16 protein-coding genes are annotated in these 14,473 nt (G+C 45.5%); 3 read left to right on the top strand and 13 right to left on the bottom strand.

The window, feature by feature from the left end:
• Positions 1–85: 85 nt before the first annotated feature.
• Positions 86–1,396: a 3-deoxy-D-manno-octulosonic acid transferase gene (locus ACYX4W_RS05230; RefSeq protein ID WP_476074896.1), complete on the bottom strand. Its 1,311-nt coding sequence runs from the start codon at positions 1,394–1,396 to the stop codon at positions 86–88.
• 129 nt (positions 1,397–1,525) lie between these two features.
• Here ACYX4W_RS05230 and ACYX4W_RS05225 point away from each other — a divergent pair, with 129 nt between their 5' ends.
• Both ACYX4W_RS05225 and ACYX4W_RS05220 read left to right on the top strand, forming a co-directional pair.
• Complete coding sequence (locus ACYX4W_RS05225) at positions 1,526–2,599, top strand: glycosyltransferase family 9 protein (protein ID WP_476074895.1); 1,074 nt, start codon at positions 1,526–1,528, stop codon at positions 2,597–2,599.
• Between the two features lies 1 nt (position 2,600).
• Complete coding sequence (locus ACYX4W_RS05220) at positions 2,601–3,707, top strand: glycosyltransferase family 4 protein (protein ID WP_476074894.1); 1,107 nt, start codon at positions 2,601–2,603, stop codon at positions 3,705–3,707.
• Between the two features lie 99 nt (positions 3,708–3,806).
• Here the strand turns inward: ACYX4W_RS05220 and rpsQ are convergent, their stop codons facing one another.
• From rpsQ to rpsJ, 11 genes are read right to left on the bottom strand one after another with little or no spacing between them, the layout of a single operon-like run.
• Positions 3,807–4,064: a 30S ribosomal protein S17 gene (gene rpsQ, locus ACYX4W_RS05215; protein WP_012516966.1), complete on the bottom strand. Its 258-nt coding sequence runs from the start codon at positions 4,062–4,064 to the stop codon at positions 3,807–3,809.
• A complete protein-coding gene (rpmC, locus tag ACYX4W_RS05210; protein ID WP_012516965.1) occupies positions 4,064–4,255 on the bottom strand; it encodes a 50S ribosomal protein L29 in 192 nt (63 codons plus the stop codon). Before rpmC ends, rpsQ begins: the two co-directional genes overlap by 1 nt.
• Positions 4,255–4,665 (bottom strand): 50S ribosomal protein L16, encoded by a 411-nt coding sequence (rplP, locus tag ACYX4W_RS05205; RefSeq protein WP_012516964.1) that lies wholly within the window; start codon positions 4,663–4,665, stop codon positions 4,255–4,257. The genes rpmC and rplP overlap by 1 nt, the downstream gene beginning before the upstream one ends.
• A gap of 2 nt (positions 4,666–4,667) precedes the next feature.
• A complete protein-coding gene (gene rpsC / locus ACYX4W_RS05200) occupies positions 4,668–5,372 on the bottom strand; it encodes a 30S ribosomal protein S3 (RefSeq protein WP_014947978.1) in 705 nt (234 codons plus the stop codon).
• Positions 5,373–5,381: 9 nt separating this feature from the next.
• A complete protein-coding gene (rplV, locus tag ACYX4W_RS05195) occupies positions 5,382–5,714 on the bottom strand; it encodes a 50S ribosomal protein L22 (RefSeq protein WP_474809158.1) in 333 nt (110 codons plus the stop codon).
• A gap of 11 nt (positions 5,715–5,725) precedes the next feature.
• On the bottom strand, positions 5,726–6,001 hold the full coding sequence (gene rpsS / locus ACYX4W_RS05190) for a 30S ribosomal protein S19 (protein ID WP_012516961.1): 276 nt from the start codon (positions 5,999–6,001) through the stop codon (positions 5,726–5,728).
• 15 nt (positions 6,002–6,016) lie between these two features.
• Positions 6,017–6,841 carry a 50S ribosomal protein L2 gene (gene rplB, locus ACYX4W_RS05185; protein WP_474853248.1) on the bottom strand — a complete coding sequence of 275 codons (825 nt, stop codon included), beginning with the start codon at positions 6,839–6,841 and terminating at the stop codon, positions 6,017–6,019.
• 14 nt (positions 6,842–6,855) lie between these two features.
• Complete coding sequence (gene rplW, locus ACYX4W_RS05180) at positions 6,856–7,155, bottom strand: 50S ribosomal protein L23 (RefSeq protein WP_012516959.1); 300 nt, start codon at positions 7,153–7,155, stop codon at positions 6,856–6,858.
• Complete coding sequence (gene rplD / locus ACYX4W_RS05175) at positions 7,152–7,757, bottom strand: 50S ribosomal protein L4 (RefSeq protein ID WP_118490523.1); 606 nt, start codon at positions 7,755–7,757, stop codon at positions 7,152–7,154. Before rplD ends, rplW begins: the two co-directional genes overlap by 4 nt.
• An 18-nt stretch (positions 7,758–7,775) precedes the next feature.
• Positions 7,776–8,414, bottom strand: coding sequence for a 50S ribosomal protein L3 (gene rplC / locus ACYX4W_RS05170; RefSeq protein ID WP_014947975.1), 639 nt, complete (start codon positions 8,412–8,414; stop codon positions 7,776–7,778).
• A gap of 18 nt (positions 8,415–8,432) precedes the next feature.
• Positions 8,433–8,744, bottom strand: a complete 312-nt coding sequence (rpsJ, locus tag ACYX4W_RS05165) for a 30S ribosomal protein S10 (RefSeq protein ID WP_010179497.1) — start codon at positions 8,742–8,744, stop codon at positions 8,433–8,435.
• A 430-nt stretch (positions 8,745–9,174) separates the two neighbouring features.
• On the opposite strand from rpsJ, the gene ACYX4W_RS05160 reads away from it, so the two are divergent.
• Positions 9,175–11,391, top strand: a complete 2,217-nt coding sequence (locus tag ACYX4W_RS05160; RefSeq protein ID WP_476074893.1) for a GspE/PulE family protein — start codon at positions 9,175–9,177, stop codon at positions 11,389–11,391.
• Positions 11,392–11,455: 64 nt separating this feature from the next.
• On the opposite strand, the gene acnA is transcribed toward ACYX4W_RS05160, so the two are convergent.
• Entirely contained in the window at positions 11,456–14,173 is a 2,718-nt protein-coding gene (acnA, locus tag ACYX4W_RS05155; protein WP_476074892.1) for an aconitate hydratase AcnA, read from the bottom strand.
• Positions 14,174–14,473 lie beyond the last annotated feature (300 nt).

The raw sequence follows: 14,473 nt of genomic DNA, 5'->3' as shown, positions 1-14,473 counted from the left end.
TAGCTTTACAGACACCTCATAGAAAACCCCATTAAAGTGCACAGTGCGCACTGTTTAGGGGCCCACTTTTTGACCACAAAAACAATTAGTTAACGTATTTTCGTATGCACTGAACAGTAGCCTCAAGAGCGCCACTATTTTCTTCTAGTACTTTACGGCCTGATTGGCCTGCCTTTTCTCGCTCATTCGGGTTTAGAAGCCATCTATTCACAATCGCCGACATTGCTTCTCCACTCTCTACTTTTATCAGCGCGCCACACTCTTCTAAGTAACTGCAGATAACCGGATTATTATAAGTGTGAGGGCCCATTATTATTGGAATAGAAAAGCTTGCAGGCTCTAGGGCATTGTGCCCCCCTCTATCAGCTATGGAGCCACCAACAAAGGCGAAAGAAGCCACCGCATAGGCATCATTTAACTTGCCCATCTCATCGAGTAACACCACATTGGTATCTTCTGGTACAGATTGCACCTGAGAGCTTCGCACAAAGGGTAGCGACTTAGCTTCAATAAGCTTAGCAACTGCATCGAAACGCTCAGGATGACGCGGAACAATAATGACTTTCAGGGAAGGGCTTTGTTGCCATAACTCTTTTGCTGCTTGAAGTACCGCTTCTTCTTCAAGGTCATGGGTACTCCCCGCTACAAGTATGGGGTAATCTGCTCGATTCAAACCTAAAAAAGGATGCTCCGGCGCGGTAGCAGAAGCTACTTGGTCGAACTTAATGTTGTTAGTAAGCGTAAGCTTTTTATCGGGCACCCCAAGCCATGCATAATTTTTGTAGTCGCGCTGCCCTTGGGCACAAATATGGTAAAGCTTAGCGAGCATAGGGTTAAACAACTTACCAATCTTTTTATAACGTCTGGCAGACCTGTCGGTCATACGGGCGTTGACGACCATTACAGGTATATCCCGTTTCCAGCATGCGTGGATAAGGTTAGGCCATAACTCTACCTCGGTAATTAGCACAGCTTTGGGCTGAATTCTTTTAAGCATTCCTGCCATAGCCATATGCAGATCGTAAGGTAAGTAAAAGTGATGCACGCTGTCACCAAAGATTGCCCGAACCCGCGCAGAGCCCGTAGGCGTAGTGGTGGTCACCGTAATTTGGCAATCGGGCTCGTCCGCCATGATGCGCTTAATTAAACAAGAAGCCGCAACCACCTCTCCCACTGAAACACAGTGAAATAAGTATCCGTCTTTTTTAGGTGCATGTGCGACGAACCCAAAACGTTCAAACCTTCTACGGTTATAGTCTTTGTTTCTGGTAGTACCTCTTAGCATTAACTGTAAAAAGGCGAAGGGAATAATGAATACTAATACCAGCGAGTATCCCCATCGGCATATATCTTCGATAAGTGTGGGTTTGTAGCCGTTACGCTCGGCAGCAAACATAAATTGTCCTTAATGGTAAACATAAACGCATACATAACCGTTAATACAATGTGCGTCATTAAAGTGTCGTCAAACTGTGATGATATTGCTAGCTAGTTAGCTTCACGTGAATTTTGAAAGCCTATTCTAATGCCTAAAGACGTACAACAAATTCTTTTTATCAGGCTTAGCGCAATTGGCGATATTGTAATGGCTTCTGGCCTACCGTCTAGCATAAAGCAAAGTTATTCCCAATACGGTAAGCCTGTTGAATTGACTTGGCTAGTAGAAGCCCCCTATGTCGCACTAGTTAGCAGTCAGCCTTATGTCGACCATGTTATTGCGTGGCCCAAAAACGAATGGCGAGCGCTGTTAAAGGCTAAAAAATACTGGGCGCTTTTTAAAACTATAAAAGCATTTAGAAAACAGCTCAGAGAAAAGAACTTCAAAGTGGCAATTGAAGCGCAAGGTCTGTTGAAAAGCGCCTTTTTCGCTTACATCAGTGGTGCTTCAGAGCGCATAGGTTTTAAGAGCAAGGAAAATAGCCAGAGATTACTCACTCTCGCGCTAGATAAGCCAACATCACAACAAATTAGCAGCGAATATCGACATCTCGCTAAAACACTATATTCACTTTGCAGCGCTGAAAACAATGATAGCTCAGACTATGAAATGTGCATCAGATCAAGTAGCGCTGCTATGCAGTCAGCGATATCGAAAACTAGTCACTTAGGCTTAACACAACCCTTTATAGCCATCGCGCCTTTTACCACTCGCCCTCAAAAGCATTGGCCTTCTGAACACTGGCAAAGTTTAATTCTCAAAGTACGCAAACACTCTAATTTACCTGTAGCCATATTAGGAGGCCCTGGAGATGCTGCAAAAGCTGAAGCCTTAACCTTCGAGTGTAACGGGGTAATTTCGCTGGCAGGAAAAATTAGCTTAGAGGAGTCCATAAGCGTGCTATCACTTTGCCATGCGTTTGTTGGCGTAGATACGGGTCTTACTCATCTAGCTACAAGCTATAACAAACCAACAATTGCCATTTTTGGTTCAACGAGACCCTACACCATCACTGACAGTGCAGATACCCATGTTCTGTTTAAAGACATGCCTTGCGCCCCATGTAAACGAAAACCCACGTGCAATGGCCGATTTGACTGCATGACGCTCGTTACACCTGAACAAGTGTTTAATCAACTTAAGCCATATATAAGTCACTAGTATGAGCAACCAGCATTCTTTCGACATTAATGTTTTGCATATCGAATTGGGAAGGCATTTATATGGTGGTGCGAAGCAAGTAACTTATCTTATTGATGCGCTAGATAATGACAGTAGGTTTACCCAACAGCTTGTTTGTGCTGCTAACAGCGAAATCAGTCACTACAGTTTTGACCGCTGTAAAACTTTCTCTATTGACTACAAAGGCGATACCGACCTAATGGGCTTTAAGCGTTTACTTGACGCGATAAAGCGTATTAGGCCCGACATAATTCACGTACATAGTCGACGTGGCGCTGATGTATGGGGCGCACTGGCAGCAAAGTTCACTGGAATACCGGCAGTATGTACCCGCCGAGTAGATAACACTGAAAGTAAATTCGCTCGCTTTAAATATCGAGAGTACGAAGCGGTAATAAGCATATCGGAAGGTGTGCGCAAGGTTGTCTCAAAGCATTGCGAAAAAGTAAAATACCAAGGAGTTATTCACTCTGCCGTTGACCAGAAAGAATACGGACAGCCTTCTGACCAGCAGTGGTTAAGGAATAAGTTTACTATTCCACAGAACCACTTCGTTATCGCTAATTTTGCACAATATATTCCCCGCAAAGGGCAAGCCGATTTAATCTTCGCTATGCGCGAGCTAACCACGCAATTCGATAACCTAACTTGCCTTCTCTTTGGTAAGGGCTCGCAAGAAGAACACTATAAGTCGTTAATCGACAAGTACAACCTGCACAGTAGCGTAAAGCTGTGCGGGTTTACTAACGAAGTCGCTAGCATATTGCCAAATATAGACGCGCTGGTTCACCCCGCTTACGCTGAAGGCCTTGGCGTTATACTTCTACAAGCAGGAGTAAGCAACTGTGCCGTTGTATCAACCCCCGTTGGCGGAATTCCGGAAATTATAAAACACAAGGAAACGGGTTTGATGATAAGCCCTGGAGATGTTAACGGTTTAGTGCAAGCAGTAAGCTTATTGATAGCGGAACCCGAGCAAAAAATAGCGTTAGGCAAAGCACTTCACCAGCATGTGAAAACACACTTTAGCATAGAGAATATGGCAAGAGAGTATGCTGCGCTTTACCGCCAGATTGTGAAAGCGTAAATGAAACGAAGCGCGAACGCTTTTTTAGGACAGGTCATTCAAAGAAAACAAAAAAGCCGCTCGAAAGCGGCTTTTTTAAGACTTTAAAAAAGTTAGCGATTAAACGCCAGCTTTTTCAACAACGTCAACTAGCATCCAAGATTTGTTCTTAGATAGCGGGCGACATTCACGTACTGTTACTACGTCACCTTGGTTGCACACGTTGTTTTCGTCGTGGGCGTGAAGCTTAGTAGAGCGCTTGATGAACTTCCCGTAGATTGGGTGCTTAACAAAACGTTCAACTACAACAGTGATGGTTTTATCCATCTTGTTGCTAACCACACGACCTTGTACTGTACGAATTTTTTGCTCAGTCATTACGCATCAGCCTTTTGAGTCAGAATGGTTTTAACACGCGCGATGTTACGACGTACTTTTCTCAACTGATCAGTTTTTTCAAGCTGACCTGTTGTGTGCTGCATGCGTAGGTTGAACTGTTCGCGTAGCAGGTTAATCAACTCTGCGTTCAGCTCTTCTACGCTTTTGTCTTTCAGTTCAGTCGCTTTCATTACATCACCGTCCGAGTTACAAAGGTTGTTTTAAATGGCAGTTTAGCCGCTGCCAATTCAAACGCTTCGCGTGCAAGATTTTCAGGAACACCTTCCATCTCGTAAAGAACACGACCAGGCTGAATTTGGCATACCCAGTACTCAACGTTACCTTTACCTTTACCTTGACGCACTTCAAGAGGCTTCTCAGTAATTGGCTTGTCAGGGAAAACTCGAATCCAAATTTTACCTTGACGCTTAACGTGACGAGTCATAGCACGACGCGCTGCTTCGATTTGACGCGCAGTCATTCGACCACGGCCAACTGCTTTAAGGCCGTAAGTACCAAAGGCAACAGTGCTACCCGCTGCGAAGCCGCGGTTGCGGCCTTTGTGCATCTTACGGAACTTCATGCGTTTTGGTTGTAACATGATTAGCCCTCTCGCTTAGCGTTGCGGCCTTTCTTCTTAGGTTGAGCAGCTGGTGCTTGCTCTTGAGTTGTAGGTAGACCACCTAGAACTTCACCTTTGAAGATCCATACTTTAACGCCGATGATACCGTAAGTAGTTGACGCTTCAGAGGTTGCGTAATCGATGTCCGCACGGAAAGTGTGCAGAGGAACGCGACCTTCACGGTACCATTCAGAACGTGCAATCTCTGCACCGCCCAAACGGCCGCTAACTTCAACTTTAATACCTTTCGCGCCTAGACGCATTGCGTTTTGTACTGCGCGCTTCATAGCACGACGGAACATAACACGACGCTCTAGCTGGCTAGAGATGCTGTCAGCTACTAGCTGACCATCTAGCTCTGGCTTACGTACTTCAGCGATGTTGATCTGAGCTGGCACACCGGCTAGCTTAGATACGTAGTTACGCAGCTTTTCTACGTCTTCACCTTTCTTACCGATTACTACGCCTGGACGAGCAGTGTGAATAGTCACACGGATGCTCTTAGCAGGACGCTCGATCACGATTTTAGAAAGTGAAGCGTTCTTAAGTTGCTTAGTCAGATACTGACGTACCTGATGATCGTTATACAGGTTGTCTGCATAGTCTGCAGTATTAGCGTACCAGGTAGAAGTCCATGGTTTGCTGATACCCAGGCGTATACCTGTAGGATGTACCTTCTGTCCCATTATCTACTCCTAGTTATCCGCTACAACCACAGTGATGTGACTGCTGCGCTTAAAGATACGATCAGCACGGCCTTTAGCACGTGGCTTGATGCGTTTCATAGTTGGACCTTCGTCAACGAAAACTTTAGACACGCGTAATTCGTCGATGTCTGCGCCTTCGTTGTGCTCTGCGTTAGCAATCGCAGATTCCAAAACTTTCTTTACTAGCGCTGCGCTTTTCTTCGGGCTGTACGCAAGAACTTCTAAAGCTTTCTCTACGTGCAAGCCGCGAATTTGATCCGCAACCAAGCGTGCCTTTTGAGCCGACGTGCGGGCAAAACGGTGTTTAGCTAATGCTTCCATCTTCCTACCCCTTAACGTTTAGCTTTCTTATCCGCGACATGGCCGCGGTAAGTACGCGTTGGCGCAAATTCGCCCAACTTGTGGCCGACCATTTCGTCACTAATAATGACAGGTACATGTTGGCGACCGTTATGGACCGCAATGGTCAACCCAATCATATCTGGGATGATCATAGAACGACGAGACCAAGTTTTGATTGGTTTACGTTCGTTCTTTTCCACTGCAGCCTCTACCTTCTTCAGCAAGTGAAGGTCAATAAAAGGACCTTTCTTGAGAGAACGTGGCATGGTGAATCCTCGCTATTACTTGTTTCGACGACGTACGATAAGCTTATCAGTACGCTTGTTGCTTCGGGTTTTCTTACCTTTGGTAGGAACACCCCAAGGAGTTACTGGGTGACGACCGCCTGATGTACGACCTTCACCACCACCGTGTGGGTGATCAACCGGGTTCATGGCAACACCACGAACGGTAGGACGAACACCACGCCAGCGTGTAGCACCAGCTTTACCTAGTGAACGAAGCATGTGTTCTGCATTACCAACTTCACCAATGGTGGCGCGGCAATCAGAAAGAACTTTACGCATTTCGCCAGAGCGTAGACGTAGAGTAACGTAGTTTCCGTCACGTGCTAGGATCTGAGCGTAAGCACCAGCAGAACGTGCGATTTGCGCACCCTTGCCAGGCTTCATTTCAATTGCGTGTACAACAGTACCTACAGGGATGTTACGCATAGGTAGCGTGTTACCAGACTTGATCGGAGCGCCCGAACCAGACTGGATTGCATCACCTGCTTTCATACCCTTTGGAGCCAGAATGTAACGACGTTCACCGTCTGCGTACAATACTAGTGCAATGTTTGCAGAACGGTTTGGATCGTATTCTAAACGCTCAACTTTGGCTGGAATGCCGTCTTTGTTGCGTTTAAAGTCGATTACACGGTAGTGTTGCTTATGACCACCACCAATGTGACGAGTGGTAATACGACCATTGTTGTTACGACCGCCAGATTTGCTGTTCTTTTCAAGCAAAGGTGCGTACGGTGCACCTTTGTGCAGGTCAGGATTTACGACCTGAACAACGTGACGACGACCGGCAGAAGTTGGCTTAGCTTTCAATAATGGCATTTCTAATCCCCTTCTTACTCAGCACCACCGACAAAGTCGATGTCCTGACCTTCTTTAAGAACCACGTAGGCCTTTTTCCAGTCGCTGCGCTTACCGAAAGACATGCCGTGACGCTTGGTTTTACCCTTAACGTTCACAGTACGAACACCTTCAACTTCAACTTCAAACAGTTTTTCAACTGCAGCTTTGATTTCAGCTTTGTTCGCGTCTTTAGCTACTTTAAATACAACTGTGTTGTTCGCTTCAGCAGCCATTGTAGACTTTTCTGAAACGTGAGGTGCTACTAGCACCTTCAGTAGACGTTCTTCTTTCATGCTAACGCCTCCTCAAGTTGTTTAACCGCATCAGCAGTAATTAGCACTTTTTCAAATGCAATCAAGCTCACTGGGTCGATGCCTGCTACGTCACGTACGTCAACTTTGTACAAGTTGCGCGCCGCTAGGAACAAGTTCTCATCAACTTCTGGAGTAACGATTAGAACATCATTTAGTTCATATTCGTTAAGTGCAGAAATAAGAGCTTTAGTCTTAGGTGCGTCAACACCGAACTTCTCTACAACAACCAAACGGTCTTGACGGATTAGTTCAGACAGGATGCTCTTAAGTGCACCGCGATACATTTTCTTGTTAACTTTTTGGTCAAAGTCACGAGGCTTTGCTGCGAAAGCACGGCCACCGCCAACCCAAATTGGGCTACGGATTGTACCAGCACGTGCACGGCCAGTACCTTTTTGACGCCATGGCTTCTTACCGCCACCACGAACTTCAGCGCGAGTTTTCTGCGCTTTTGTACCCTGACGAGCGCCTGCACCGTAAGCTACAACTACCTGGTGTACCAGGGCTTCGTTGAATTCACGTCCAAAGGTCGCTTCGGATACTTCAAGAGCGCTTTGCGCGTCTTTCAATGTTAATTCCATCAGTTCACTCCCCAGACGTTACGCTTTAACAGCTGGCTTTACGATTACATCGTTGCCAGTTGCGCCAGGTACGGCACCTTTAACTAGGATAAGGCCGTTCTCTACGTCAACACGTACAACTTCCAAAGACTGAGTAGTCACTTGCTTGTTACCAAGCTGACCAGCCATTTTCTTGCCTTTGAATACTTTACCTGGTGATTGGTTTTGACCAATTGAACCAGGTGCGCGGTGTGACAAAGAGTTACCGTGTGTCATACGCTGTGAACTGAAGTTCCAGCGTTTGATTGCACCTTGGAAACCTTTACCTTTTGATGTACCAGTTACATCAATCTTTTTAGTGTCGTTAAAGATTTCAACAGTGATTTCACTGCCTACTTCAATATCGGCACCTTCGTTTTCTTCTAGGCGGAATTCTACTAGAGTGCGTCCAGCTTCAACACCAGCTTTAGCAAAGTGACCTGCTTCAGCTTTGTTGATGCGGTTAGCTTTCTTAGTTCCAGCAGTAACCTGAAGAGCGCGATAACCGTCAGTTTCCTCAGTACGAAGCTGAGTAACGCGGTTTGGGGTCGCTTCAATAACAGTCACAGGGATAGACGTACCATCTTCAGTGAAGATGCGAGTCATACCCACTTTACGACCGACTAGACCAATCGCCATTGTTATAACCCTCTCTTATTAGCCCAGGCTGATTTGAACATCAACGCCAGCAGCCAAGTCCAAACGCATCAACGCGTCAACTGTTTTATCAGTTGGCTCGATGATGTCTACCAAACGCTTGTGAGTACGGATTTCATATTGATCACGCGCGTCTTTGTTAACGTGCGGAGAAATCAGAACTGTATAGCGTTCTTTGCGAGTAGGTAGAGGAATAGGACCACTTACCTGAGCACCAGTGCGTTTCGCAGTTTCAACGATTTCAGCCGTAGACTGATCGATCAACTTGTGATCAAACGCTTTCAAACGAATGCGAATTCTTTGATTTGGCATCGATTAAGCTCCAATCGAAAGAACAAAAAAATTCACCTTTTCTCTTCCATTAATTCCGGAAAGAAAAGATGTGCGTAAACCGATGGTTCCCTATCGGAACCCTGTTCTTTTTTCTAGCACGCCAGCAACAGGCTAATCAGTAATGATGAATCCGTTACTTCGGCAACCACCCTAAAAGCAGTGAGGTTGCGGCTAAAAACTTCATACCCTAATTGGGCAGTGGGCGCGAATTATACAGAAAGCAGAGGGCAATGCAAGAGGCAGTTTGCTTTTTATACACATATTTTTACGCTATAACAGTGTATGTAACTGTCTATAAGTAGTATTGTTGGTTTTATGGTAACAGGATATCTTGATACCCTAGCGTAAAACATGCTTATAGCGTCAAAAGCGTAAAGGAATAGGCGCCAACATTATTAGTAGCGAGAATATGGAAGTAGTAAATAACCAGCAAACATTTGCACAAATAAAGCGCATCTTAAATAACCACTCTACGTTGTTAGATGCCTACGGCCTATTAGAACCTATGATACTTGGCTTGTTTGACGCCACACGCATGAGTATTTTTCAACGCCGTCGTCAACACCAAGACCTAGTCGCCAGATTTAAAACAGGTAAAGAAACCCTAGAGATAAAAGTACCGATTAGCCCCATGTCTATTGCTGGCTACGTTGCGCTTTCACAAAAGCCTGTTGTCATTGATGACCCGTACAACCCTACCCTACTTCAAAGCATTCACCCACGTCTTCGCTTTGCCGATAAATTCGATAAAGACAATGACTTTAGAACTCAAAACATTCTTTGCGTACCAATAATGAACGCTGGGGTGTTAATGGGTGTAATTCAGATCATTAATAAGGAAAGCGGCGGGTTTACCGAAGAGGACCTCAAGCGTGGGAATGCATTAGCGTTAATTCTTGGTGATAAATTCAGATTCGAGTTAGGCGGCACCAATAACCCGTTTGACCTGTTAGTTCACAAAAGCTTGCTAGAAGAGGCCACCCTCGCCGATATACAAGCGACAACTCCAGATATACGCGCCTTAGTGCAGCGGTTAATATCTGAACATCGCATATCGGAAGATGAAATTGGTAACTCTCTTTCAATCCACTATCAAGTGCCGTTCATTTCTTACCTGCCGGAAAAATATCACAGGTTCGAAAACGAAAGTCGTCTAAACGTTTCTTACCTCAAGCGAAACTATGTGGCAGTTATCGCCGATGCACACGATAAACCCATTGTGCTAATGGCTGAGCCAAACAATGCCGCGCTCTTAATGGAAATTGAAAGCGCTATGGGCATAGATAGCTACGAAATCGCGGTAAGTTTACCTAACCTTATTCTTCAATATTTAGGGGAGAATAGCGGTGGCGGCGGCCCTGGTGAAATGAGCGACATCCTTGATGAAATTGGCTCATCTACCGATGACAATGAAGACCAGATTGACGAGCTTTCAGACGATGCTCCGGCTGTTGTTCGTTTGGTAAGTCGTATCCTTCACGACGCTAAACGTTTAAATGCCTCAGATATTCATATAGACCCAGAAAAGAATGCGCCTACTCGGGTGCGCATGCGCGTGGATGGCGTATGTCGCGATATGAACCAAGTGCCAAACTCACACCATAATGCAGTGATTGCGCGTATTAAGATCATGTCAAATCTTAATATTGCGGAAAAGCGCGTTCCTCAGGATGGCAAGCTTGCATTTAGAATGAACGGCAAACTCGTAGAAGTTCGTGTTGCTACCATTCCTACTGTTGCTGGTGAAGGCGTAGTAATGCGTATTTTGGCATCTGGTGGGGCAATGCCTATCGACAAAATGAATTTGGCTCCTTCTAACCGTACAAGGTTAGAAGAAATGATCAAAAAGCCTCACGGCATCTTGCTTGTTGTAGGACCTACAGGTTCCGGTAAAACCACTACGCTTCACGCCATTTTGGGATATTTGAATACGCCTGAAAAGAAAATTTGGACGGCTGAAGACCCGGTAGAAATTACTCAACCTGGTCTGCAACAGGTTCAGGTAAGCCCTAAAATTGGCTTTAACTTTGCCGCAGCGCTTCGGGCATTCTTACGTGCAGACCCGGACATCATTCTTATTGGTGAGATGCGTGATAAGGAAACCGCTCATGCGGGTATTGAAGCGTCATTAACTGGTCACTTAGTACTTTCAACGCTGCATACTAACTCAGCACCAGAGACCATCACCCGTCTACTTGACTTAGGTCTTGATCCGGTAAACTTCTCAGACGCATGCGTAGGGATATTGGCCCAGCGTCTTATAAGAACCTTGTGTGGGAACTGTAAAGAGAAGTATGTAGCAGGCGAGAAAGACATGGCGTTTATTGAGCGCCAATATGGCAAAGAGCACCTGTCTGAACTGAACATTCAGGCCCCACTTGAACTCTACAGAGCCAAAGGCTGTGAAGAATGTGGAAACACAGGTTATAAAGGCAGAACAGGTGTGCACGAATTACTGGGGATGACACCAGAGCTTCGCTCAATGGTATATAAAGAAGCCAGCGTTTCAGAAATGAAATCACAAGCGGCCAAAGATGGTATGCGCACCCTTGTGCAAGATGCAATTTTCAAAGTGTTAAAAGGCGATACTGATATAGCACAAGTCCAAATTATTGGTGGAGAATAAATGCCCCTGCCGGGCGCCATAAATAAAAAGGCTGCGAACTAACCGCAGCCTTATTTATAAACGCTTATCGTTTTAAATACTCTCGAATAACGTAGTGAAGAATTCCACCATTTTCGAAGTAGGTAAACTCGTTAGATGTATCAATTCTGATATCCATAACAAACGTTGTTGTATTCCCTTCATCCGACACGGCTTTTACTTCAACCTCGGTCTGCCCGCGTTCGACGGCATCAATAGAAAAAGACTCATTGCCCTTAAGCTCTAAAGAACTCGCACTGTCACCAGACTTAAATTGAAGCGGCAGAATACCCATTCCTATTAAGTTAGAGCGGTGAATACGCTCATAGCTTTCGGCAAGTACGGCCTTCACGCCCATAAGAGATGGCCCCTTTGCTGCCCAGTCTCGACTTGAGCCAGTGCCGTACTCCTTACCACCAATGACAACTGCGGGTACACCGTCTTCTTTATAGCGCATAGCAGCGTGGAAGATAGACATGCTGTCGCCGCTCGGATAGTGGGTTGTCGCACTGCCTCGTGTACCCGGCGCCAGTTGGTTTTGAAGACGAACGTTCGCAAACGTCCCTCTCATCATAACCTCATGGTTACCGCGACGAGAGCCATAAGAGTTAAAGTCTTTAGGCTCAACACCTTGTGCCTGCAAGTACTCACCTGCTGGGCTATCATTTGCGATGGCTCCCGCTGGTGAAATATGGTCTGTCGTGATTGAGTCACCAACTTTCACTAGGCATCGCGCATTTTCGATTGTCGTCAAGGCTTCCGGCTCTTTTCCCATCACTTCAAAGAAAGGCGGGTGCTTAATGTAAGTCGACTCTGGCCAGTCATAAACTGATGTTTTACTCACTTCCAGTTCATTCCATTCGCCGGCGCCTTTAAACACATCCGCATATTTTTCTTTAAATAGGTCACCCGTTACGTTTTCAGCAATATATTGCTGAATTTCGTCTTCAGTAGGCCAAATGTCTCTTAGGTAAACAGGTGAGCCATCACTCGCTTGGCCTAGCGGCTCTTTAGTGATATCTATATTCATGTTCCCTGCTAATGCATACGCGACTACTAAAGGTGGTGATGCAAGATAGTTTGCCGCTACATCAGGGTGAATGCGTCCTTCAAAGTTACGATTACCAGATAGCACCGAAGTAACAGTAAGTTTCGCCTTTCTAATAGCATCAGTAATGGCATCAGGTAGTGGACCAGAGTTACCGATACACGTCGTACAGCCATAGCCCACTAGGTTAAACCCTAGGGATTCTAACGGGTCCATAAGACCAGCATCTTCTAGATATTGAGTAACAACCTGTGAGCCAGGCGCTAATGATGTTTTAACCCACGGCTTACGTGTTAATCCTTTTTCCGCGGCTTTCTTAGCAAGTAAGCCTGCACCAACAAGTACTGATGGATTCGACGTGTTAGTACAACTTGTGATAGCAGCGATTACAATTGCACCATCCTCTAAGTTGAACTTATCACCTCTGAACTCAACAAAAGAGTCATGGTCTTCATCAACATCGTCACTGGAACCCAGCCCAGCCTCGGCAATTAAATCGGTTTCTTCATCTAGTACTTTCACATCAATTTGCGAACGATGCCATTCATTAAATGCTTCTGCTGCCTTATCTAGGGCAATGCGATCCTGAGGACGCTTCGGTCCAGCTAGTGAAGGAACAACGTCGTCTAAGTTTAGTTCAAGGGTCTCATGATACTGCGCATCTTTTGAGTGGTCGTCGTGCCATAAGTGACTGAATTTCGCATATTCCTCAACAAGGGCAATTTGATCCTCGTCTCGTCCGGTGAGTCGAAGGTAGTCTAGCGCAACATCGTCTATTGGAAAGATACCGCACGTTGCGCCATATTCTGGTGCCATGTTCGCAATTGTCGCGCGATCTGCTGTAGTTAGGTGTTTAAGACCTGGACCATAGAATTCTACAAATTTTCCAACTACGCCATGTTCACGTAATTGCTGTGTAATAGTTAGCACCATGTCGGTGGCAGTGACGCCAGCAGGTAACTTACCTGAAAGTCTGAAGCCAACAACCTTGGGTAGCAGCATGGTAACTGGCTGTCCAAGCATTGCCGCTTCTGCTTCAATACCGCCCACGCCCCAGCCAAGTACGCCAAGACCATTAATCATCGTGGTGTGAGAATCAGTACCCACAAGGGTATCTGGATAAACCAAGGTCTCACCATCTTGCTCTTTAGTGAACGCACAGCGAGCCAGATACTCAAGGTTAACTTGGTGCACGATACCGCGACCTGGAGGGACAACTTTAAAGTTATCAAAACTAGACTGCCCCCACTTTAGAAACTGATAGCGCTCTTTATTGCGCTCAATCTCTATATCGGTATTCTTTTCTAATGCATTCTCTTCAGCGAAATGATCAACCATCACGGAGTGGTCAATGACCAGCTCAACTGGGTTTAGCGGGTTAATTGCCTGCGCATCGCCTCCCAAGCGATTAACTGCATCTCGCATAGCCGCTAAATCGACTATGGCAGGAACGCCGGTAAAGTCTTGAAGAATAACTCGTGCAGGAACAAAAGATACTTCGTGATCAGCGTGGTTTTCAGTATCCCACTTAGCTACTTGCTCAATATCACCACTAGAAACAAACTCTTCATCTTCATGTCGGATTAGGTTCTCGAGAAGAATTTTAATACAAAAAGGTAGCCGGTCGAGAGCATACTGATTACCTATACTGTCAAAATTGACCGCCTTGAAGTTTTTGCCGTTTACTTCAAGCTGCGAAAAAGACTTATATGTCATACGCTCTCATCCTTCTTTGCCTGTTCATGAATATTGTCAACGTTTCAATTTTGCCAATGCAAGAAACGAGCGACGTGTCTAATCCGTCGCGTTATTTTCAAGTTTGTACGGCATAAACATGAAAAAAAGTTCACCTATTATTAGTTATTCGTATCGACGCTTTTCGTTTCGACATGTGCCTCTAAAGAGGTGGGCGGAAAAAGTGTACCCTATCAGCGAAAGCACCCAGTTAGAATAGTTAGCCTTTATGGACAAATAGAAGCTTTTGGCCTGTGGCGACAAGGAGGAAGTTATTACGAA

The organism is Alteromonas sp. ABH4_454 (genome assembly GCF_056311775.1).
Note: the sequence above shows the minus strand (reverse complement) of the source record. Positions and strands in the feature narration are given on the sequence as shown.

What these genes read in the sequence shown, in the direction of transcription:
- ACYX4W_RS05230 (WP_476074896.1), bottom strand. Translation starts at nt 1,396, where the DNA reads ATGTTTGCTGCCGAGCGTAACGGCTACAAACCCACACTTATCGAAGAT.
- ACYX4W_RS05225 (WP_476074895.1), top strand. Translation starts at nt 1,526, where the DNA reads ATGCCTAAAGACGTACAACAAATTCTTTTTATCAGGCTTAGCGCAATT.
- ACYX4W_RS05220 (WP_476074894.1), top strand. Translation starts at nt 2,601, where the DNA reads ATGAGCAACCAGCATTCTTTCGACATTAATGTTTTGCATATCGAATTG.
- rpsQ (WP_012516966.1), bottom strand. Translation starts at nt 4,064, where the DNA reads ATGACTGAGCAAAAAATTCGTACAGTACAAGGTCGTGTGGTTAGCAAC.
- rpmC (WP_012516965.1), bottom strand. Translation starts at nt 4,255, where the DNA reads ATGAAAGCGACTGAACTGAAAGACAAAAGCGTAGAAGAGCTGAACGCA.
- rplP (WP_012516964.1), bottom strand. Translation starts at nt 4,665, where the DNA reads ATGTTACAACCAAAACGCATGAAGTTCCGTAAGATGCACAAAGGCCGC.
- rpsC (WP_014947978.1), bottom strand. Translation starts at nt 5,372, where the DNA reads ATGGGACAGAAGGTACATCCTACAGGTATACGCCTGGGTATCAGCAAA.
- rplV (WP_474809158.1), bottom strand. Translation starts at nt 5,714, where the DNA reads ATGGAAGCATTAGCTAAACACCGTTTTGCCCGCACGTCGGCTCAAAAG.
- rpsS (WP_012516961.1), bottom strand. Translation starts at nt 6,001, where the DNA reads ATGCCACGTTCTCTCAAGAAAGGTCCTTTTATTGACCTTCACTTGCTG.
- rplB (WP_474853248.1), bottom strand. Translation starts at nt 6,841, where the DNA reads ATGCCATTATTGAAAGCTAAGCCAACTTCTGCCGGTCGTCGTCACGTT.
- rplW (WP_012516959.1), bottom strand. Translation starts at nt 7,155, where the DNA reads ATGAAAGAAGAACGTCTACTGAAGGTGCTAGTAGCACCTCACGTTTCA.
- rplD (WP_118490523.1), bottom strand. Translation starts at nt 7,757, where the DNA reads ATGGAATTAACATTGAAAGACGCGCAAAGCGCTCTTGAAGTATCCGAA.
- rplC (WP_014947975.1), bottom strand. Translation starts at nt 8,414, where the DNA reads ATGGCGATTGGTCTAGTCGGTCGTAAAGTGGGTATGACTCGCATCTTC.
- rpsJ (WP_010179497.1), bottom strand. Translation starts at nt 8,744, where the DNA reads ATGCCAAATCAAAGAATTCGCATTCGTTTGAAAGCGTTTGATCACAAG.
- ACYX4W_RS05160 (WP_476074893.1), top strand. Translation starts at nt 9,175, where the DNA reads ATGGAAGTAGTAAATAACCAGCAAACATTTGCACAAATAAAGCGCATC.
- acnA (WP_476074892.1), bottom strand. Translation starts at nt 14,173, where the DNA reads ATGACATATAAGTCTTTTTCGCAGCTTGAAGTAAACGGCAAAAACTTC.